The sequence below is a fragment of the Vogesella sp. AC12 genome (assembly GCF_024437575.1).
Taxonomy (GTDB): domain Bacteria; phylum Pseudomonadota; class Gammaproteobacteria; order Burkholderiales; family Chromobacteriaceae; genus Vogesella; species Vogesella indigofera.
The window spans coordinates 637,787-658,214 of the sequence record NZ_JANFNU010000001.1 but is presented as its reverse complement, the minus strand read 5'-3'; the positions used below and the strand labels follow the sequence as shown (position 1 = coordinate 658,214).

Genomic DNA, 20,428 nt, shown 5'->3' with positions numbered 1-20,428 from the left:
CTTCGCTCCTCTTTTTTATGACCAAGGGTATGACACAGGCGGGCCATGCGGCCCGCCTTGGTTTAATGCTGCTTGGCCGGCCGCCAGCGACGCAGTAGCAGCGCATTGGATACCACGCTGACGCTGGACAGCGCCATGGCGGCCCCGGCGACGATGGGGCTGAGCATGCCCAGCGCCGCCAGCGGAATGCCTACTAGGTTAAAGATAAATGCCCAGAACAGGTTCTGCCGGATCTTGCCGTAGGTCAGACGGGAGATGGCAACCGCCTGCGCCACCAGCGTGGGGTCGCCACGCATCAGCGTTACCCCCGCCGCCTGCATGGCCACATCGGTACCGGTGCCCATGGCCATGCCGACATCGGCCGCCGCCAGCGCCGGCGCATCGTTGACTCCGTCGCCCACCATGGCGACGCGACTGCCATCCTGGCGCAGGCGGGCGATATGGCCGGCCTTGTCGCCCGGCAATACCTCGGCAATCACCTCGTCGATGCTCAATGCGTCCGCCACCTGGCGGGCTGCCGCCCGGTTGTCGCCGGAGATCATCACGCTGCGGATACCCAGTGCGCGCAACTGGCTGATGGCGGCGGCGGCTGCCGGCTTGATGCTGTCGCCAAACGACAGCATGCCCAGCAGCTTGCCGTCGCCGGCACGGGCCAGCCAGGACACGGTACGGCCCAGCAGCTCCTCCTCCTGCTGGAAGCTGTGCATCGACGACAGGCTGATGCCGTGCTCCTGCATCAGCCGCTGATTGCCGAGCAGATATTCCACGCCATCTACCTGCCCGCGCAGTCCGCGCCCCGGCAGCGCCTGCAACTGCGCCACCTTGCTGGCGGGTGCCTCCGGCAGTGCCTGCAGCACGGCCTTGGCCAGCGGGTGCTCGCTGCCTTGCTGCAGGCTGGCAGCCAGCTGCAGCAGGCACTGTTTGTCACCGCTGGCCGCAACGGTATGCATCAGCTTGGGCTTGCCCTCGGTCAGGGTGCCGGTCTTGTCGAAGGCGACGACCTGTACGCTATGTGCCAGCTCCAGCGCCTCGGCGTCCTTGATCAGGATGCCGTGCCGGGCGGCCACGCCAGTACCGGCCATGATGGCTGTCGGCGTGGCCAGACCCAGCGCACAGGGACAGGCAATCACCAGCACGGCAACGGCATTGAGAATCGCCTGCTCGATATCGCCGCTGAACCACCACCAGCCGACCAGCGTCAGCACGGCGATCAGCAGCACCACCGGCACGAACACCGCGCTCACCCGGTCCACCAGCCGCTGCACCGGCGCCTTGCCGGCCTGGGCATCCTCCACCATGCGGATGATGCGGGCCAGGGTGCTGTCCTCACCCAGCGCACGGGTTTCCACCAGCAGCAGGCCGTCGTGGTTGATGGCACCGCCGGTCACGCTATCGCCGGCCTGCTTGCTGACCGGCAGGCTCTCGCCGGTGAGCATGGATTCATCCAGCTGGCTGCGCCCCTCGACGATCACGCCATCCACCGCCACCCGCTCACCCGGACGTACCACCACCAGGTCGCCCAGCAGCACCTGCGCCAGCGGCAGGTCCAGGTCCACGCCATGCCGGCGCACCCGGGCCGTGGCCGGACGCAGTGCCTGCAATGCACGAATCGCCGCCGTGGTTTGCTGCTTGGCGCGCGCTTCCAGCCATTTTCCCAGCAGCACCAGGGTGATGACCACCGCCGACGCCTCGAAATACAGATGCCCGCCGCCATGGTCGGCATGCAGCCACCACTGGTACAGCGACAGTCCGTAGGCCGCGCTGGTGCCGATGGCTACCAGCAAGTCCATATTGCCGCTGCGCGCCTGCAGCGCCTTCCAGCCGGCGCGATAGAAGCGCGCGCCCAGCCAGAATTGCACCGGGGTCGCCAGCACAAACTGCAGCCAGGCCGGCAGCATCCAGTGCTCGCCGAACAGCTCGCCCAGCATCGGCAGCACCAGCGGCAGAGACAACAGGGCCGCTACCGCCACCGGCCACCATGGTGTCGCATGGTGAGCTGGCGCGGAGGCGGCATTCTCGCTGATGGTTGCCTGGTAGCCGGCTTTGGCTACCGCCGCCAGCAGCAGCGCCTTGTCGCCACCTGCCGGCCAGCTGACGCGGGCGGTTTCCGTGGCGAGGTTGACACTGGCGGCAGTGACGCCGGGAACGGCCAGCAGGGCTTTTTCCACCCGGCTGACGCAGCTGGCGCAGGTCATGCCGCGGATTTCCAGCTGCACCGTGTCACTGCCAGCCTGATAGCCGGCGCGCGCGATGGCGGCATGGGCCGCCGCCAGCTCGAAATGTGGCTCGGTATGCAGGGTAACGGACTCGGTGGCAAGGTTGACGCTGGCCGCCTGAATGCCCGGCACTTGGTGCAGGGCATTCTCCACGCGGGAAACGCAGCTGGCGCAAGTCATGCCCAGCACGGGAAAGCGCAGGGTCTGGCTGGCAGCGACAGAAGTAGGATGGGACATGATACTGACTCCTTTATCGGGGTTGTGAATTCAGCATCGGCCTTCCCATCATGGGAAGGTCAAGTCCTATTTTTGGAAAATCGAATCAATGGCGGCAGCGCTCAAAAAGCAACATGCCCCTGTGGAGGCAGGGGCATGCGGGGGCGGGAGCGCTTACGCCGGCCGGGCCGGATAGCCCATCTCGGTCAGCAGCTCGCAGACGGTCTGCAGCGCTTCGTCGGTACGGATACTGGCGCGGCCACTGGTGCGGTCGATATCCACCGATGCCTGGTTATCCAGATCCTTCAGCGCCTGGTTGATCTTGGCGACACAGCTGCCGCAACCGATATTGTCTACTTGCAGGGTATACATGGCATGTCCTTCGCAATGATGCGGCCAACCTTGGCCGTACATGCAGTCTGGAGCTTGCCACGATGGCAAGGTCAATAGGCCATGTCCGGATTTGTTGCTGACACAAACGGGGGCTACATGCGTGACTGGTTGATTGAACTGAACTGCCCGGGAGCCGGGGCCGGCTATCAGTCTTTTCTGATGTGTTGCGCTAGGTAGTCGATCAGCAGGCGCACCGCCGGCAGCTGCCCGCGTCGTGACGGGAACACGGCATGAATGATGCCGCCGCTGGGCGCCCAGCCCGGCATGATGTCCACCAGCGTGCCCTGCCGCAGATCCTCTTCCACTACCATGCAGGGCAGCTGCACCATACCGACACCGGATAGCGCTGCCTGTCGCAGGGCGGTCATGTCGTCAGTGATGTAGCGCGGCTGGTGCCTGATCCGGGCCTCCTGCCCCTCGGGCCCCTGCAAGTGCCAGACATGATCGCGCGGCGGCCCCCAGTCCAGGCTGGGCAGCCCGGCAAGGTCGGCGGGATGCTTCGGTAGCTCTCGTTCCAGGAGAAAGCCAGGGCAGGCCACCAGCCGCTGCGGGCTTTCCGCCAGTACCCGCATCACCAGGTCGCTGTTATCCAGTGGCGGGAAGCGCACCCTCAGCGCGATGTCCAGTCTTTCGCCCAGCAGATCCACGCGGCGGTTACTTGCTTCCAGGTGAATCTGCACTTTGGGGTGTGCCGCCATGAAGCGGCAGACCAGCTCGCTTATGCGATATTCCAGCAGAGCGGTCGGACAGCTCATGCGCACAATGCCCTGCGGTTCAGCGTGCTGGCGCAGCATGACTTCGCGTGCTGCCTCCGCCTCTACCAGCACCGCTACACAATGCTGGTAAAACTCCTTCCCCGTTTCCGTTACCGAGAAGTGCCGAGTAGAGCGCTGCAGCAGCCTTACGCCGTATTTCTCCTCCAGCGCCGAGATGCGCCGGCTCAGCTTGGATTTCGGCATCTGCAAGGCACGCCCTGCAGGGGAGAAGCCGCCGTGCTCTACCACTTTCACAAAGTAATAGAGGTCGTTCAGGTCATCCATAGTCGTTCCTTTGGTAGAACAATGTCGGCATTTTACGGCTCTACCGGACTGTTTGTTGTGCCGATAAGCTGAAAAAAACAGTCAGGAGGTAGGGCATGAAACCCGTACTTGGTATCTACAGTGCACCGCAGACCCACTGGGTGGGTGATGGCTTCCCGGTGCGTACCCTGTTTTCCTATCAATCACTGGGGCAGCACCTCAGCCCGTTCTTGTTGCTCGACCTGGCCGGACCGGCAGTGTTTTCGCCATCCGAACGACGCCGGGGCGTGGGGCAGCATCCGCACCGCGGCTTCGAGACGGTGACCATCGTCTACCAGGGTGAACTGGAGCATCGCGACTCCGTCGGCGGTGGCGGCTTGATCGGGCCGGGTGATGTGCAGTGGATGACGGCAGGGGCTGGCATCCTGCATGAGGAGTTCCACTCGGCGGCCTTCACGCAGGGTGGTGGCACGCTGGAAATGGTGCAGCTGTGGGTGAATCTGCCCGCCCGCCACAAGATGGTACCCCCGGCTTACCAGACTATCCTGAATCAGGACATTCCAACGCTACCCCTACCGCAGGAGGCTGGCAGCGTGCGACTGATCGCCGGCGGGTTCGCTGGTCATGCCGGGCCGGCACGCACTTTCAGCGCGGTGGATGTATGGGATGTGAGCCTGCGCAAGAACAGGCAGGCCAGCTTGCCGCTGCACAACGGCCGCAGCGCCGCCATTGTCGTGCTGCGAGGTGCGGTGCGCTTGGGCGGCAGTGTCGTCGGAGACGGGCAATGGGCGCTGCTCGGACCGAATGGCGACGATGTGCAGATCGAGGCAGATGCTGACAGCAGCCTGCTGCTGCTGAGTGGCGAACCGTTGAATGAACCGATTGCCGGCAACGGTCCCTTCGTGATGAACAGCGATGAAGAAATCCGGCAGGCCTTCCTGGACTTGCACCTAGGCGTGTTCGGCCAGATTGCTGGACCAAGCTGAAACTGTTGCCTAGCGTGTTTACCCCGTGTGCTGGCAGCAGCCGGTGCATTTTGTTAGCTAAAGGAGCATGTGATGACTACCCCCTATACCCGTCTTGATAAGAACAATGCTGCCGTACTGCTGGTGGATCACCAAGCCGGCCTGTTGTCGCTTGTGCGCGATATCGATCCGGACAAGTTCAAGAACAATGTGCTGGCACTGGGCGATCTGGCCAAGTACTTCAATCTACCCACCATCCTGACTACCAGTTTCGAAAGCGGACCGAACGGCCCGTTGGTGCCGGAGCTGAAAGAGCAGTTCCCGGAGGCCCCCTACATCGCCCGCCCAGGACAGATCAATGCTTGGGACAACGAGGATTTCGTGAAGGCGGTGAAGGCTACTGGCAAGAAGCAGCTCATCATCGCCGGTGTGGTTACTGAGGTGTGCGTGGCATTCCCGGCGTTGTCGGCGCTGGCCGAGGGCTTCGAGGTATTTATCGTCACTGATGCCTCCGGGACCTTCAACGAAATCACCCGCCATGCTGCCTGGGAGCGTATGGCGGGTGCCGGTGCCCAGTTGATGACCTGGTTTGGCGTGGCGTGCGAGCTGCATCGCGATTGGCGCAATGATGTGGAAGGCCTGGGTGCGCTGTTTTCCAACCACATTCCGGATTACCGCAATCTGATTACCAGCTACACCACGCTGACCGCGGCCAGATAAGGCGAGGCTGGTAGCAACCCGTGGCCGGGGCTAGAACGTATTCTCACGCTAGCCCTAGTTTGGTTGCGCCTTACACTTACTGGAGCGCGTTGATCTGATTGTGCTGTACGAATCTGGGCAGTCCAGACGCCTTAAGTTAGTGATCACAGGGAACAGACCAGACTGCCGCTTGGGAAAGTTGAGCAACCGATTGCAGACGGTCACAGTTGGCTGATGGTTTCTGGGCGTGGTCGATACACTGAGCAATCGTAGTCAGGATTTTGCGAGTCGTATCACGCATAGAGCTTCCCATGGACAGAGGAAGACAGATGAACGAACTTCGGATAACGGCGTACGCGGCACGATTAGGCAAGGTACTCGACTATATCGAGGCACACCTGGGCGAAGCGCTGACCGTGGAACGACTTAGCCGGGTCGCCAACTTCTCCAAGTTCCATTTTCACCGGCAATTCGCCGACTACATCGGCACCAGCGTAGCTCGATACGTCCTGCTGCTTCACAACAGCTCGCCTTCGACCGTGGCGCCAAGATCATCCACATCGCCCTGGAAGCCGGTTTCGAGAACCCGGAATCGTTTAGCCGCGCTTTCAGGTACACCTTCAGCCAGTCGCTCTCCCAATTCAGGAGGCAACCGGACTGGGAGTCTTGGCACGAGCGCTACCGGTTCCGAGTACAAGAAAGGAATTAATCCGTGCAGGTCGAGATCGTCAATTTCGAAACTACCCGTGTCGCCGCGCTAGAACATCGCGGTTCCACCCAGAGGGTCAACGACTCTGTTGCCCAATTCATTGCTTGGCGCAAGGAAATCGGCCTTTCACCCAGACAGAGCCGCCGTAGCTTCGGCATCGCCTACGACAACCCGGATACCACCGAGCCCGCACAATTCCGCTTCGACATCTGTGGCGAGGTGACAGCCGAGGTCCCGTCCAACCCCCAGGGGGTGGTGTTGAAGACCATACCCGGCGGTCGTTGCGCCCGGGTGCGGCATCACGGCTCCCACACCCGGATTGGCGAGAGCATCTACCCGCTCTATCGGAATTGGCTGCCCGAAAGCGGCGAAGAATTGCGCGACTTTCCGCTCTATTTCCATTACCTGAACTTGATGCCGGAAACGCCGGAGAATGAGCTGGTAACGGATATCTACTTGCCATTGAAATAACGGATAAAACGTTTTCCGAAGCTATGATGGAATCGGACAACAGGGCTGCCATGGCTAAGATGTCCTGTTGAAAGTCTCTGAGCGACCCGTATGAATACTTTCAGAAAGGTCGCTCAGTACGACTCACTGGCCACGGACCGCTAAGCGATACATTACTGACTGAAATGCCTCACTGATCGAACGGCGGCAAAGGCCGATCCGCAGCTTCCTCCTCGCCGTATTGCGTAGCCACCAATAATCAGACTCCTTTCCACTGAAAAGGAGTCTGTCATGGACACAACACCAAAACGTGAGGCATGGAACAAAGGCAAGCTGATTGGCCAAAAGCCACCGCTAAAGCCCAAAGACATCTGGGCGATCCGGATCCACCTCCAGAATAAGCACGCGGTACGAGACCTGGCCATGTTCAATTTGGCAATCGACAGCAAACTACGTGGTTGTGACTTGGTCTGCTTACGAGTGCGTGATGTTACCCATGGAAGCCAGATTCTACCCCGTGCCATTGTTGTCCAACGCAAGACACAGCGCCCGGTACAGTTTGAGCTGACAGAGCCGACCAGATTGGCAGTTGCAGCGTGGCTAGAGAAAGCACATTTGCGCAGTGATCAATATCTCTTCCCTAGCCGGCTGGAGGCTTCTCCACATTTATCGACACGTCAATATGCACGGATTGTGCACATGTGGGTCGAAACCGCCGGGCTGGACTCATCAATCTACGGTACTCACTCGTTGCGGCGTACCAAAGCAACATTGATCTACAAGAAGACAAAGAACCTGCGTGCGGTGCAAATCTTGCTTGGTCATACCAAGTTAGAAAGCACGGTGCGGTATCTCGGGATCGAAGTCGATGATGCTTTGGAAATTTCAGAGCAGATCGAAATTTAGGCAGCCGTTACGACGACACTTTTCAACCAGGGTGGCGGCTATCCAGTACCGCCACCGAGCTTTTCGGCCATAGCAGTCCTGCATGCCAGATAAAAGATGGCTGCTTTCAAGTTGGAAGCAGCCATAAAAGTATCTATTAATCGCGCTACGATTCAGTTTATTCCAGACAAACTTCACGAACTATCGAACGTAGCCACTTATGTGCTGGGTCGGCGTCGAGTCTAGGATGCCACAGCATGGATAGGGTGATTTCCGCTATGGCTACCGGCAATGGAAAAGTGACCATATCGCTGCGTAAATAGCGTGTATGGCACTCCGGAACGGTCGCCACCAGCTCGGTATTGCGGGCCAATGCCAGTGCTGAGGCAAAGCCAGCCACCGAAGTCACAATATGGCGCTGCATACCCAATGCGTTCAATGCAACGTCTACGGGGTCATTGCCAATGCCGTGCCGCGAGTCGGCCACATGCCCGCAGTTGGCATAGCGCGCTAGCGTGATGTCGCCCTCCAGCAGCGGGTGTCCCTGGCGAACCACGCCCACGAAATGATCACGGAACAGTGCGCGGGTGTGCAGCTCCTGCGCCGTGCCTTTACCTATCACGCCCGTTTCCAGATCGGCGGTGCCATCCCGTAGGTAGCTACCGTCACGCCTGACCTTGGACAGGAAGCTCAGGCGAATGCCAGGTGCCTCTCTGCCGACTTTCGTCAGCAGGCTCGGCCCGAAGTTTTCTACAAAGCCGTCACTACACAGCAGGGTAAAGGTGCGGTTCACCTTGCTTGGGTCAAGCGAGGGACTGGGGCTCAGCACCTGCAGCACTTGCTGCACCAACTCGCCCACCTGCTCGCGCAATTCCACCGCGCGTGGTGTCGGCACCATGCCGCGGCCCGAGCGCACCAGCAGCGGATCGCCGGTACTGTCACGCAGTCGCTGCAAAGCACGGCTCATCGCCGACGGACTCAGGCCCAGGCGACGGGCTGCCAGGGCAACACTGCCCTCGCTGAGCAAAACGTCTAGCGTAAGCAGCAGATTCAAATCCGGTGTGTTCATGTGGCTTCCCTGAAACGGCATCAATCATTGCGTTTCATGCATGTATTAAGTGCAAATCGTGCGTCTTCCGCCATGCTATCACTGGGCATAAGCTACTGAATACCTACTTCAGGAGCCAACGATATGAACACCCGACATGACAGCCAAGTACCGGACAGCCCGCAGCGCATTATCACGCCTAGTGAACCCTGGCGCATGCAGGCGGAAGACTGGAATCAGCGCTATGCCACCGATGAATTCATCTGGAGCGTCAACCCCAACTGTTTTCTGCAGCAACATGCCGAGGAACTGACGCCGGGCCGAGCACTCGACATGGCGGCGGGCGAGTGCCGCAATGCCGTCTGGTTAGCCAGCCAGGGGTGGTCCGTAGAGGCTGTCGATTTTGCTCAGCAGGCACTGCAGAAGGGCTGGCGTCTGGCGCAATCGAACGGGGTGGCAGAGCGTATCCGTTTGCTAGCTGCGGATCTCAATGACTTCATCCCCACTGAACAGGGTTTTGATCTGGTCACCCTGATCTACCTGCAACTGCCGTGGGATGAGCTGGCCCCCATCATCCAGCGCGCAGCACGAGCCGTGGCGCCGGGAGGCACCCTGCTGCTGATTGCCCACCACACGCTGAACCTGACACATGGTTACGGCGGGCCACGACATGCCGAAGTGCTCTATAGCGCGGAGCAGGTCGTCACCCTACTGGCGCCTGAACTGCTGATCGAGCGGGCCGAACAACTGCAGCGCCCGGTGATCACCGTCGATGGCACACGGCACGCCATCGACTGCCTCGTACGTGCCAAGCGCATCTAAGTTGGTCAGGCACCAGTTTGCGGCCAACGTTGGCCGCAAACCGGCACCTACCATTACACCTGATCCAAAGGAGCCATCATGCACACCTCTGACCAATCCGTGCCGGCGGCCATCCCCGGCGAGCGCCAAGCGCTGCTGAGCCTGTCACTGACCATGCTGCTATCGTCGTTGGGCACCAGCATCGCCAATGTGGCATTGCCAACCCTGATGGACGTGTTTTCGGCCTCGTTCCAGCAGGTGCAATGGGTCGTACTGTCCTACTTGCTGGCCATTACCACTCTGATCGTCAGCGCCGGCAGACTGGGAGACATGTTCGGCCGCCGCCCGCTGCTGCTAGGCGGGGTCGCGTTGTTCACGCTTGCGTCGCTGCTGAGCACCTATCCCTCGCTGCCCGTGTTGATCGCTACCCGTGCGCTACAGGGTCTCGGTGCAGCGCTGATGATGGCATTAAGCATGGCCTATGTCGCTGATATCGTACCCAAGGAAAGAACCGGCCGCGCAATGGGCCTGCTCGGTACCGCCTCCGCCATTGGCACCGCCATGGGGCCATCGCTGGGTGGACTGCTTATCGGTAGCTTGTGCTGGCAAGCGGTATTTGCGGCCAATGTACCGCTTGGCATCGCGGCTCTGTTGCTGTTGCAACGCAATCTTCCCGCTGTTACCAAACCAAGGCCGACAGCACGCCCCAGCTACGACTATACCGGCACCATGTTGCTGGGCATCACCCTGGCCGCCTACGCGTTGGCCATGACTCTCGGGCGTGGCAATTGGGGACTGCTCAATAGTGCCTTGCTGGGACTGACCCTGCTTACCGCCGCATTGTTCGTCATCAGTCAGAAACGGGCGAGCGCACCACTGATCAAATTGTCGCTGCTGGAGCGGCCAGTCTTGGGCGCTGGCCTGGTGATGAGCGCACTGGTGACCTCGGTGGTGATGGCTAGCCTGGTGGTAGGCCCGTTCTATCTGACGTATGCACTGGGGCTTTCCACTGCCCAGTTGGGGCTGGTGATGACGGCTGGCCCACTGGTAGCTGCCTTCAGCGGCGTACCAGCTGGTCACCTGGTTGATCGCTATGGCCCACGCTCCATGACATTGCTGGGTTTGATGCTGATGCTGGCCGGCAGCACCGGGCTGGCGCTGCAGCCCGTCACCGCAGGCGTACCGGGCTACGTACTGGCCATCAGTATCACCACCGCTGGCTATGCATTATTCCAGGCCGCCAACAATACCCAGGTAATGACCGGGATGCCCCCCGAACAGCGAGGCCTCGTATCCGGACTGCTCAATCTGGCGCGCAACCTGGGTTTGATTACCGGCACCGCCGTCATGGGTGCCGTATTCGTCGCGGCAAGCAAGGCAGCAACGTTAGCAGCGGGTAATACACAGGCTACTGCCAGCGGCATGCACATCACCTTTGCCGTGGCAGCCGTCCTGATCGTACTGGCCCTGCTGGTGGGGGTGCGCAGCCGCGCCCCGCAGATACAAACCGTGTCGCCATCCTAAAAGCGGCCTCTCGCTTATTCCGCCAGTTCACTGGCACATCCGCCCTGAAAGGAATCGCAATGCAAGCTCGTCTTAACTTTTTCAAAGCCAACCCCAAGGCCATGAACGCACTGGTTGGTCTGGAACCGCAAATCTCCGGCAGCGGGCTGGAGAAAAGCCTGATCGAACTGGTGCGCCTACGCGCCTCGCAACTCAATGGTTGTGCCTACTGCATCGATGTACACACCGCTGACGCCAGAAAAGCAGGAGAAACCGATCGTCGCCTGGCACTGCTACCGGTATGGCGTGAAGCGGATGTCTACAGCGACAGGGAGCAGGCTGCCTTTGCCTGGACCGAGGCCCTCACCTTGGTTGCAGACAGCCATGTACCGGATGAACTCTGGGAGAAAACAAGACAACAGTTCGAAGAAGCTGAACTGGTAGACCTGACACTATTGGTCACCACCATCAACACCTGGAATCGCTTTGCGATTGCATTCCGTAAACTACCGACCTAGTTGCCCGCTCATGACTCCGATCTTGGTTAGCAGGTAATTGCTGTGTAATGGCCGGGGTCAAGATGGCTGCTTCAAAATGAGAGGCACCCATCTCCTGCTCTAGTGAATCGCCACTAGTTTTTTAGATGCTTTAGCGGCTGTTTCTAATGCAAAAGCAGTCACCGTTTCTCCTGCTTGCGAAGGACCACTTTGGCCGACAACCTGTTATTAACGATAGATTGGGCTCTAAAGCTAGGTGCTGCTCAAGATGGGGTGGACGTCGCCGGAACACCTACTTCGGTGGAGACTCACACGGCTACACTGACTACTTGGCGCTGAGTCAGGCACTGCCCGCCTAAGCGATTGCCGAGGAGCAAATATGGAAAACCTGAATCATCAAAGCACCGAGGTCCTGGATTTTTGGTTCAGGGAGCTAACCCCGCGCCAATGGTTTCGCGGCGGGGCCGAACTTGATGAGCTCGTCACCCACCGCTTTGCTCCGCTTCTTGGTACGGCCATTCGGAATGGGTGCGATGAGTGGGCGGCAACGCCCCGTGGTCGCCTCGCGCTGATCATCCTGCTTGACCAGTTCTCCCGGCATGTTTTTCGGGATACGGCTCAGTCCTTCGCGCAGGACGTCAAAGCTCAGCAACTGTGCATCGAAGGGATTGAAAGCGGGATGGATGCCGCCCTGACTTCAGCGGAGCGGCATTTTTTCTACATGCCGTTGATGCACGCCGAGGACAGGAAGCTTCAGGCACTCAGTATCGAGAAATTTACGGCACTGAGAAATGAGGCGGAGGCCATTCTCGGCTTTGCGAAGGGCCATGCCTTGATGGTCGAGCGCTTTGGGCGTTTCCCGCATCGCAATGAATCGTTGCAGCGAGTTTCTACGCCTGAGGAAGAGCAATTTCTCGGGTCTGGTGAAAATATCTTCGGGAAGAAATAGCACCCAGCCACCTGCGTAGAATGGAGCGTGCCGGCGTCACACTGACCAGCACCAACCAGTTGATTGCAGAACTTGCAGGAAGTTGGGGCACGCCAGAAGGTGGTCAGTTGATTCAGGTATTGATGCCATCCCTGAAGGCTTGACCTTTTCCGACCCCTCTTAGCTCCACTTAAGAGGGCCACTAATTTTCCCTTGTAAATCGTTCATAGATTTCCAGGCTCCTGAATGGCTGCTCACTGAGAAGTGAGCAGCCATTTTTCATCAGAAATTTAATAGCAGTTTTACCCAATGATCTGCCCGTAGTTCGGCCAAAGCCGCCGTAGGTTTGGCAGCTACTTCTTTGTCATGCTTTATCCCTGGCGTTGTGCTCAAACCTTGTGCGTGGATAACAGGATGCTAGTTTCGGTGGCGGCAATGCCGGGTATCAGCCGGATGCGGCCCAGCACGCGATCGAACTGCTCCAGCGTGTCGGCGCGCAGCTCGGTGACGATGTCCCAGCGGCCGTTGGTTGAGTGCAGCGCGTAGACATGCGGCTCGCCACGCAGCGCCTGCAGCACTACCTGCGCCTTGTTGCCCTCCACCGCGATATTCATCCACGCGCGGATGCGATGTCCCTCCGCCTCCGGCTTCAGCCGCACGGTGTAGCCGATGATCACCCCAGACTGTTCCAGCTTGTCGATACGGTTCTGCACCGTGGCGCGCGATACCCGCAGCCGCTGCGCCAGATCGGTCACTGACATACGCGCATTGTCGCGCAACAGCGCGATCAGCTGGCGATCTGTATCACTAATTGACATAACGCTACCCAAATCTATCAATTTGAAAAAAATTCACCGAAAAAGTGACAGATTGTCAACTTCTTATTGGCAAATACAAAGTAGAAAATAACGGCAAATCAGAAATAAACCGCACCAGACAAATTACCAGAAAGGTAACGCCCATGACCCGCTACATCGACACCCAGGATATCCGCAAACTCGTTCAGGAAATCGGCACCGCCGATTTTATTGCCGAATTGGCCAGATATATTGAATCAGATTATAGCCGCTGGGAAGAGTTCGAGAAATGCGCCCGCGTTGCCAATCATTCGGAAGAAGGCGTCATCGAATTAATGCCGACCTCGGATGCGCAATATTATGGTTTCAAATATGTCAACGGTCATCCGAAAAACACCAAGGACAATATGCTGACGGTGATGGCGTTCGGCGCACTGGCCGAAGTCGGCACCGGTTATCCGCTGCTGCTCAGCGAGCTTACCATCACCACCGCGCTGCGCACCGCCGCCACCTCGGCGCTGTTCGCCAGCAAGCTGGCGCGCAAGGACGCCCGTAGCATGGCGGTGATCGGCAACGGCGCGCAGAGCGAATTCCAGATCCTCGCCTTCCACAAGGTGCTGAACCTGCGCGACTTCTACGTCTACGACATCGATGCCGCCGCCACCCGCAAGCTGCAAGACAACCTCGCCGGCTACCCCGGCATCCGCATCCTGCCGGCAGTGTCGGCCGCCGACGCCTGCCGCGACGCGGACATCATCACCACCGTCACCGCCGACAAGAACTACGCCACCATCCTGACCCCGGACATGGTGCGCCCCGGCGTGCACCTCAACGCCGTCGGTGGCGACTGCCCCGGCAAAACCGAGCTCCATGCCGGCATTCTGGAAATGGCCAAGGTATTCGTCGAATTCGAACCGCAGACGCGCATCGAGGGCGATATTCAGCAAATGGCAGCCGATTTCCCGGTCACCGAATTCTGGCAGGTATTAAACGGCGATAAACCAGGCCGCGAACAGGATAGCGATATTACGGTATTTGATTCGGTCGGTTTTGCACTAGAAGATTTTTCGGCACTGCGTTATGTGCTGGATAAAGCCACCATTCTTAATATTGGCAAGACCATTAATCTGATTCCGGCGCCGATTAATCCGAAAAATCTTTATTCCCTTATTGCCTGATTACGACTGCGAGTAGCGAGATGAAACAGACCACTCACAACATTGTCATGGTGCGCCCCGCCAACTTCTTTTCCAATCCGGAAACCAGCGAGTCGAACCGCTTCCAAAAGCCGGGCCAGGACGACGCGGCGGCACAGGACAGCGCGCGGGCGGAGTTTGACGGCTATGTAGCGGCATTGCGCGCCGCCGGTGTCAACGTGCTGGTGATCGACGACGAACAGCAGGGCAACACCCCAGACTCCATCTTCCCCAACAACTGGATCAGCATGCACCCCGACGGCCGCGTGTTCCTGTATCCGATGGAGGCGCCCAACCGCCGCCGCGAACGCCGCGACAGCGTGATCGAGCGCATCCGCGCGCAGTACCAGGTCGGCACGCTGAGCGACCTCAGCACGTTCGAGGTAGAGGGCAAATTTCTGGAGGGCACCGGTTCGATGGTGTTCGACCACGCCAATCGCCTCGCCTATGTCTGCCTGTCCTCGCGCAGCCACCCCGAGGTGCTGACCGCGTTGCTGATGCAGCTGGACTACCAGGCTCTGGTGTTCGACGCCGTCGACCGTGGCGGCGCCGCCATCTACCACACCAACGTGATGATGGCGGTCGGCAGCAAGCTGGCGGTGGTGTGTCTGGAATCGATCCAGCCGGCCAGCGCCCGCCAGCGGGTGAACGATCAGCTGCAGCGCCACGGCAAGCAGATCATCGAGATCGACTACACGCAGATGGAAAACTTCTGCGGCAACGTGATCGAGCTGGCCGACGGCGCCGGCAACGCGGTGTTCGCGATGTCGTCGCGCGCCTGGCAGGCATTCACCCCACAGCAACAGGCAACGTTGGCCGCAAACGGCACGGTGGCGCATGCGCCGCTGGACACCATCGAGAACCTCGGCGGCGGCGGCGCGCGCTGCATGGTGGCCGAGAACTTCCTTCCGCAAAAGCAATAAGCCGGCCACTTCAGGCCAGCCTGTCCCAGGAGAAAAGAGAAATGAAAAAAGCACTGTTTGCCCTCGCCGTGGCCTGCGCCGCCGGCAGCGTCGTGGCCAAGCCCGGTGACGTGATCCGCTTCGGCACCAGCCCCGCCTACGCGCCGTTCGAGTACAAGACCGCCACCGGCATCGCCGGCTTCGACATCGACCTCGGCAACGAGATCTGCCGCCGGCTGCAGGCGAAGTGCGTGTGGGTGGAGAACGACTTCGACGGCCTGATCCCGGCGCTGAAGGCACGCAAGTTCGACGCCATCCTCGCCTCGATGAACATCACCGAGGCGCGCAAGAAACAGATCGCGTTCAGCGACAAGATCTACAACTCACCGACGCGGATGGTGGCGCGCAAGGGCAGCAAGCTGCAGCCGACCGCCGCGGCGCTGAAGGGGCTGCGCGTCGGCGTGCAGCAGGGCACGGTGCAGGAGAGCTACGCCAAGAAACGCTGGGAGGCGGCCGGCGTCAACGTCGTCGCCTACCAGAACCAGGAACAGGTGTACCAGGACCTGACCTCCGGCCGCATCCAGGCCAGCCTGCAGGACGCGGTGGAGGCGGAATACGGCCTGCTGAAGAGCAGCAAGGGCGCCAATTTCGAATTCGCCGGCGCCACGCTGAAGGACCCGGAGATCTTCGGTATCGGCGCCGGCATCGGCCTGCGCCAGGAGGATGAGGCGCTGCGCAAGGACATCAACCGCGCACTGGCGGAGATGCTGAAGGACGGTGGCTACCAGAAGATCGCCGGCAAGTACTTCTCCTTCGACATTTACAACAACTGACACCCGTTTACTCCCAGGCAACAAGGTTAGTTGCAGTTTCCGCCATTGGTTTCTCTGTTGCCAATGGCGGTTTTTTTGAAAGGAGCTCCCATGCTGTTCCATGGCTATGAGACGCAGATCCTCGACGGCACCTGGATGTCGATCAAGCTGTCGCTGCTGTCGCTGGCGCTGGCGATCGCCTTCGGCCTGCTCGGCGCGCTGTGCAAGCTGTCGCGCAATCCGCTGCTGTACCGCAGCGCGCAGTGCTACTCCACGCTGATCCGCAGCGTGCCCGACCTGGTGATGATGCTGCTGATGTTCTACAGCCTGCAGATCGGCCTCAACCACGTGACCGACCGGCTGGCGCTGCCGCAGATCGACATCGACCCGTTCAGCGCCGGGGTGGTCACCATCGGGTTCATCTACGGCGCCTACTTTACCGAGACCTTCCGCGGCGCCTTTCTGGCGGTGCCGCGCGGCCAGATCGAGGCCGGCACCGCCTACGGCATGAGCCGGCTGCTGGTGTTCCGCCGCATCCTGTTCCCGCAGATGATGCGCTTCGCGCTGCCCGGCCTTGGCAACAACTGGCAGGTGCTGGTCAAAGCCTCGGCGCTGGTGTCCATCATCGGCCTCGCCGACATCATCAAGGTCACCCAGGATGCCGGACGCAGCACCATGCAGCTGTTTTACTTCAGCTGGCTGGCGGCGTTCATATTCCTGGCGATTACTACGGTATCCAGTTTGGTGCTGCATCGACTGGAGCGTCGCTACAACACCGGCGTGAAGGAGAGCAGATTGTGATCGAAATCATCCAAGAATACTGGCTGGCCTACCTGTGGAGCGACGGCCAGCGCCTGTCCGGCCTGGCGATGACCATGGTGCTGCTGCTGGCCACCATCGGCATCGGCCTGCCGCTGTCCATTCTGCTGGCCATCGCCCGCGTGTCGCGCCAGCGCGCGCTGCGCTTGCCGGTGTACCTGTACACCTATTTCTTTCGCGGCACGCCGCTGTACATCCAGCTGCTGATCATCTACTCCGGCGTCTACAGCCTAGAGCTGGTGCAGCAACAGCCCAGTCTAAACCAGTTCTTCCAGGACGGTTTCAACTGCGCGCTGCTGGCCTTCGTGCTCAACACCAGTGCCTACACCGTGGAGATCCTCGCCGGCGCCATCCGCGCCATTCCGCACGGCGAGATCGAGGCCGCCGAGGCCTACGGCATGTCGCGCTGGACCATGTATCGCCAGATCATCATCCCATCGGCGCTGCGCCGCGCACTGCCCAACTACAGCAACGAGGTGATCCTGATCTTGCATGCCACGCCGATCGCCTTCACCGCCACCGTGCCGGAGCTGCTGAAGGTAGCGCGCGACGTCAATGCCGCCACCTACGCCTCGTTCGAGGCTTTCGGCACCGCAGCGCTGATCTACGCCGTCGTATCGTTCCTGATCGTCGGCCTGTTCCGGCAGCTGGAAAAGAAATGGCTGGCGTTCCAGGCGCCGGAAAGCCACGCCTGACACGGCGGCCACACAACAAGAGGAGAACAGCATGTACACACTGATCGTGGACGACATCCACAAGAAATTCGGCGCACACGAGGTACTGAAGGGCATCTCTCTGCGGGCCAGAAAGGGCGACGTGATCAGCATCATCGGCTCGTCCGGCTCCGGCAAAAGCACCTTCCTGCGCTGCATCAACTTCCTGGAAATGCCCTGTGCCGGCAGCGTCACCCTCGGCGAGCACGTGCTGCAGGCACCGCCGCCGGGGCAGCGCATCGCCAACCCGCGCGAGCTGACCGCGGCACGTACTCGGCTGGCGATGGTGTTCCAGCACTTCAACCTGTGGTCGCACATGACGGTGCTGGAAAACATCATCCAGGCGCCGGTCGCGGTGCTCGGCATCAGCCGCGACGAGGCACTGGCGCGCGCGCGCAAGTATCTGGCCAAGGTCGGCCTGCCGCCGGCGGTGGAAGACAAGTACCCGGCGCACCTGTCCGGCGGCCAGCAGCAGCGCGTCGCCATTGCCCGCGCACTGGCGATGGAACCGGAGGTGATGCTATTTGATGAACCGACCTCAGCGCTGGACCCGGAGCTGGTCGGCGAGGTGCTGAAGGTGATGCAGACGCTGGCCGAGGAAGGGCGCACCATGATCGTGGTTACCCACGAAATGGGCTTCGCGCGTGAGGTGTCCAGCCACGTGGTGTTTCTGCACCAAGGCCGCATCGAGGAACAGGGGCCACCGCAGCGACTATTCGGGCAACCATCCAGTGAGCGCCTGCAGCAGTTTCTACGCGGGAGCCTAAAGTAAGTGGGCAGGCGTGGCAGGCAAGCCTGCCACGCTACCGTCGGCCAGCTTGGTGTCTACCAAGTTTTCGACTCAGCCCCGCCACTCTCTGGCTACGAATTGCATACACTTGCACTACAATTGCCGCGACTTGCCACCTAGTCCGCTTGCCCTAAGCGCTCCCGCTTTTCCAGCCACTGGTTGAGGCTGACCAAGAACAGCGTTTCGGCCTGACTGTACTTGCGCTCGCGGCTCCACAGCAGATGGATGTCGACATCGGCGACACCCTCGCCCGGCGGTAGCCGTTGCAGCCGCTGCTGTGCCACATCCGGCTGCGCCACATGCTCTGGCAGGCAGCCGATGCCGAAGCCGGCGAAGATCAGCCGCCGCACCTCGTGCACGCTGGACGAGGACGCGACCACCCGGCCCTTGAAGCCCTTCTCGTCGCGGAAGATGGTCAGCGGCGACAGGTTGTCGCCAATCTGGTCACCAGTAAACGAGACAAAGTTCTCGCTCAGCAAGTCCTCTGTCGTCAGCGCTGGCTGCCCGAACAGGCGGTGGTGGCGGCCACAGAAGATGGCGTAGCGCTGGCGCATGAACAGTCGCCGCTCCAGCTTCTTCACCGGCACCCGGCTCGGGCTCAGCCCCGCTGTTGCCGTCTTCTGTAGCAGGGTGCTAATCACCTCGGAGCTGCGCATCACTTCCACTTGCAGGTCGATGCGCGGATTGGCGCGGTGAAAGCCTGCCAGGAAATCATCGTATGGCTGTAGGTAGACGCCGCTGACACTAAGCAGCCGCACCGAGCCGGACACGCTATCACCCAGTTCGCCTAGCTCGCTGCTCAGCCGGGAAATATTGCCGTAAATCTCCTCCGCAATCCGTCTCACCTCTTCGCCAGCCCTAGTGATCTCAAAGCGCGGCCCACGCCGTTCGATCAGCCGTTGTCCGAGCGACTCCTCCAGTCGCCGCAGCGACTGGCTGATTGCCGGCTGCGTCAGGTGCAGCCGTTCGGCTGCGCGGCTGATGCTGTGTTCCTCGACGATAGCAAGAAAGGTGCGCAGCAGGTTCCAGTCCAGCCTGTCGTTGAGGAATGAGCCCTTGGTTTCGATCTGCATCCGGCCTCCCTGGCGGCATCAATTATTATTTGAAATTATAATTGAAATAATAATTAGAAATTTGACTGATATTAGGCGCGGCGCGATAAATGACACACCGCCATACGGATGGCGATGTCTTGACTGCCCGGTCTGTGGCCAACCCGGGGACGGTCATGATCCTTGATCACAGGGGTATCCCAGAGGAGAAACACGATGAAGCTAGCGCAATTTGTAGCAGTGGCGGTTGCCGGGGTGATGTCGGTATCGGTTCAGGCCAAGGAATGGAAAACCATCCGTTTCGGCGTCGCTCCGGCCTATGCTCCGTTCGAGTACCTGGCACCTAACGGCAAGGTGCAGGGTTTTGACATCGATCTTGGCAACGCACTGTGTGCCCAGCTGAAGGCCAAGTGCGTGTGGGTGGAAAACGACTTCGACGGCATGATCCCGGCGCTTACCGCGCGTAAGTTCGACGCCATCAACTCGGCGATGAACATCACCGCCAAGCGCAAGGAAAAGGTGTCCTTCACCGAGCCGCTGTACCAGGTGCCGATCATGCTGGTGGCCAAGGCCGGCAGCGGCCTGCTGCCGACCGCGGCGGCGCTGAAGGGCAAGAGCATCGGCACCCAGCAGGGTACTACCCAGGAAGCCTATGCCAACAAGCACCTGGCGCCGGCGGGGGTGAGGGTGGTGTCCTACCAGACACAGGAGCTGGTCTATGCCGACATGGTCTCCGGCCGCCTCGATGGCACCCTGCTCGATGGCCCGGTTGCCAGCGAGAGCTTCCTCAAACGGCCACAGGGCAAGGGCTTCGCCTTTGCCGGTGGCCCGCTGCGTGACGTGGAGGTGCTGGGGGTCGGCTCCGGTATCGCGGTACGCAAAGAGGACAACGAGCTACGCGAGGCGCTGAACAGCGCCTTCAAGGCGCTGAAAGCCAACGGCACCTTCGATCGGCTAGTGAAGAAGTACTTCGAAATGGACATTGCGGCCAACTAGGTCGCCCCACTCTCTCTCCTCG

Annotated in this window: 23 protein-coding genes; 16 read left to right on the top strand and 7 right to left on the bottom strand. The window is 60.4% G+C overall.

The annotated features are described in order from the left end of the window. Positions 1 to 62 precede the first annotated feature (62 nt). The 3 genes from NOM55_RS03300 to NOM55_RS03290 form a co-directional block, all read right to left on the bottom strand. Positions 63 to 2,453 (bottom strand): heavy metal translocating P-type ATPase, encoded by a 2,391-nt coding sequence (locus NOM55_RS03300; RefSeq protein WP_255907474.1) that lies wholly within the window; start codon positions 2,451 to 2,453, stop codon positions 63 to 65. 153 nt (positions 2,454 to 2,606) lie between these two features. Beyond that, entirely contained in the window at positions 2,607 to 2,804 is a 198-nt protein-coding gene (locus NOM55_RS03295) for a heavy-metal-associated domain-containing protein (protein ID WP_255907473.1), read from the bottom strand. Between the two features lie 167 nt (positions 2,805 to 2,971). Next, positions 2,972 to 3,865 (bottom strand): LysR substrate-binding domain-containing protein, encoded by an 894-nt coding sequence (locus tag NOM55_RS03290; protein WP_255907472.1) that lies wholly within the window; start codon positions 3,863 to 3,865, stop codon positions 2,972 to 2,974. A 95-nt stretch (positions 3,866 to 3,960) separates the two neighbouring features. Between NOM55_RS03290 and NOM55_RS03285 the strand changes: the two genes are divergently transcribed. Together NOM55_RS03285 and ycaC are read left to right on the top strand one after the other, a co-directional pair. After that, positions 3,961 to 4,830 (top strand): pirin family protein, encoded by an 870-nt coding sequence (locus NOM55_RS03285; protein ID WP_255907471.1) that lies wholly within the window; start codon positions 3,961 to 3,963, stop codon positions 4,828 to 4,830. A 72-nt stretch (positions 4,831 to 4,902) separates the two neighbouring features. Further along, positions 4,903 to 5,529 carry an isochorismate family cysteine hydrolase YcaC gene (gene ycaC / locus NOM55_RS03280; RefSeq protein ID WP_047967504.1) on the top strand — a complete coding sequence of 209 codons (627 nt, stop codon included), beginning with the start codon at positions 4,903 to 4,905 and terminating at the stop codon, positions 5,527 to 5,529. 344 nt (positions 5,530 to 5,873) lie between these two features. On the opposite strand, the gene NOM55_RS03275 is transcribed toward ycaC, so the two are convergent. Beyond that, positions 5,874 to 6,029, bottom strand: coding sequence for a hypothetical protein (locus NOM55_RS03275; protein WP_255907470.1), 156 nt, complete (start codon positions 6,027 to 6,029; stop codon positions 5,874 to 5,876). On the opposite strand from NOM55_RS03275, the gene NOM55_RS17415 reads away from it, so the two are divergent. From NOM55_RS17415 to NOM55_RS03265, 3 genes are all read left to right on the top strand, one after another. Beyond that, positions 5,978 to 6,217 carry a helix-turn-helix domain-containing protein gene (locus NOM55_RS17415; protein WP_370687858.1) on the top strand — a complete coding sequence of 80 codons (240 nt, stop codon included), beginning with the start codon at positions 5,978 to 5,980 and terminating at the stop codon, positions 6,215 to 6,217. The genes NOM55_RS03275 and NOM55_RS17415 overlap by 52 nt on opposite strands. Positions 6,218 to 6,220: 3 nt before the next feature. Beyond that, entirely contained in the window at positions 6,221 to 6,688 is a 468-nt protein-coding gene (locus NOM55_RS03270; protein WP_255907469.1) for a GyrI-like domain-containing protein, read from the top strand. A gap of 270 nt (positions 6,689 to 6,958) precedes the next feature. Continuing rightward, positions 6,959 to 7,573: a tyrosine-type recombinase/integrase gene (locus NOM55_RS03265; protein WP_255907468.1), complete on the top strand. Its 615-nt coding sequence runs from the start codon at positions 6,959 to 6,961 to the stop codon at positions 7,571 to 7,573. A 157-nt stretch (positions 7,574 to 7,730) separates the two neighbouring features. On the opposite strand, the gene NOM55_RS03260 is transcribed toward NOM55_RS03265, so the two are convergent. Continuing rightward, entirely contained in the window at positions 7,731 to 8,621 is an 891-nt protein-coding gene (locus NOM55_RS03260; RefSeq protein ID WP_255907467.1) for a LysR family transcriptional regulator, read from the bottom strand. Between the two features lie 123 nt (positions 8,622 to 8,744). Between NOM55_RS03260 and NOM55_RS03255 the strand changes: the two genes are divergently transcribed. The 4 genes from NOM55_RS03255 to NOM55_RS03240 all read left to right on the top strand — a co-directional run bounded on the left by NOM55_RS03255 (position 8,745) and on the right by NOM55_RS03240 (position 12,350). Continuing rightward, positions 8,745 to 9,422: a bifunctional 2-polyprenyl-6-hydroxyphenol methylase/3-demethylubiquinol 3-O-methyltransferase UbiG gene (locus tag NOM55_RS03255; protein WP_255907466.1), complete on the top strand. Its 678-nt coding sequence runs from the start codon at positions 8,745 to 8,747 to the stop codon at positions 9,420 to 9,422. A 78-nt stretch (positions 9,423 to 9,500) separates the two neighbouring features. Then, on the top strand, positions 9,501 to 10,925 hold the full coding sequence (locus NOM55_RS03250; RefSeq protein WP_255907465.1) for an MFS transporter: 1,425 nt from the start codon (positions 9,501 to 9,503) through the stop codon (positions 10,923 to 10,925). A 59-nt stretch (positions 10,926 to 10,984) separates the two neighbouring features. Beyond that, entirely contained in the window at positions 10,985 to 11,422 is a 438-nt protein-coding gene (locus NOM55_RS03245) for a carboxymuconolactone decarboxylase family protein (RefSeq protein ID WP_255907464.1), read from the top strand. 358 nt (positions 11,423 to 11,780) lie between these two features. Next, positions 11,781 to 12,350, top strand: coding sequence for a DUF924 family protein (locus NOM55_RS03240; RefSeq protein ID WP_255907463.1), 570 nt, complete (start codon positions 11,781 to 11,783; stop codon positions 12,348 to 12,350). 368 nt (positions 12,351 to 12,718) lie between these two features. Here NOM55_RS03240 and NOM55_RS03235 read toward each other — a convergent pair whose 3' ends face one another. Beyond that, positions 12,719 to 13,147 carry an Lrp/AsnC family transcriptional regulator gene (locus tag NOM55_RS03235; RefSeq protein ID WP_255907462.1) on the bottom strand — a complete coding sequence of 143 codons (429 nt, stop codon included), beginning with the start codon at positions 13,145 to 13,147 and terminating at the stop codon, positions 12,719 to 12,721. Between the two features lie 143 nt (positions 13,148 to 13,290). On the opposite strand from NOM55_RS03235, the gene NOM55_RS03230 reads away from it, so the two are divergent. The 6 genes from NOM55_RS03230 to NOM55_RS03205 all read left to right on the top strand — a co-directional run bounded on the left by NOM55_RS03230 (position 13,291) and on the right by NOM55_RS03205 (position 18,340). After that, positions 13,291 to 14,304 (top strand): ornithine cyclodeaminase, encoded by a 1,014-nt coding sequence (locus NOM55_RS03230; protein ID WP_255907461.1) that lies wholly within the window; start codon positions 13,291 to 13,293, stop codon positions 14,302 to 14,304. Positions 14,305 to 14,324: 20 nt separating this feature from the next. Continuing rightward, positions 14,325 to 15,245 (top strand): citrulline utilization hydrolase CtlX, encoded by a 921-nt coding sequence (ctlX, locus tag NOM55_RS03225; RefSeq protein ID WP_255907460.1) that lies wholly within the window; start codon positions 14,325 to 14,327, stop codon positions 15,243 to 15,245. A gap of 41 nt (positions 15,246 to 15,286) precedes the next feature. Beyond that, the gene (locus tag NOM55_RS03220) at positions 15,287 to 16,057 is read left to right on the top strand and encodes an ABC transporter substrate-binding protein (RefSeq protein WP_255907459.1); all 771 of its coding nucleotides are present in this window, start codon (positions 15,287 to 15,289) and stop codon (positions 16,055 to 16,057) included. Positions 16,058 to 16,147: 90 nt separating this feature from the next. After that, entirely contained in the window at positions 16,148 to 16,837 is a 690-nt protein-coding gene (locus tag NOM55_RS03215) for an ABC transporter permease (RefSeq protein ID WP_272802935.1), read from the top strand. Beyond that, positions 16,834 to 17,550, top strand: a complete 717-nt coding sequence (locus NOM55_RS03210) for an ABC transporter permease (RefSeq protein WP_255907458.1) — start codon at positions 16,834 to 16,836, stop codon at positions 17,548 to 17,550. The genes NOM55_RS03215 and NOM55_RS03210 overlap by 4 nt, the downstream gene beginning before the upstream one ends. Before the next feature lie 31 nt (positions 17,551 to 17,581). After that, the gene (locus tag NOM55_RS03205; protein ID WP_255907457.1) at positions 17,582 to 18,340 is read left to right on the top strand and encodes an ABC transporter ATP-binding protein; all 759 of its coding nucleotides are present in this window, start codon (positions 17,582 to 17,584) and stop codon (positions 18,338 to 18,340) included. 134 nt (positions 18,341 to 18,474) lie between these two features. Here NOM55_RS03205 and NOM55_RS03200 read toward each other — a convergent pair whose 3' ends face one another. Continuing rightward, complete coding sequence (locus NOM55_RS03200; RefSeq protein ID WP_255907456.1) at positions 18,475 to 19,431, bottom strand: LysR family transcriptional regulator; 957 nt, start codon at positions 19,429 to 19,431, stop codon at positions 18,475 to 18,477. 195 nt (positions 19,432 to 19,626) lie between these two features. Between NOM55_RS03200 and NOM55_RS03195 the strand changes: the two genes are divergently transcribed. Next, the gene (locus tag NOM55_RS03195) at positions 19,627 to 20,406 is read left to right on the top strand and encodes an ABC transporter substrate-binding protein (protein WP_255907454.1); all 780 of its coding nucleotides are present in this window, start codon (positions 19,627 to 19,629) and stop codon (positions 20,404 to 20,406) included. Positions 20,407 to 20,428: the final 22 nt, after the last annotated feature.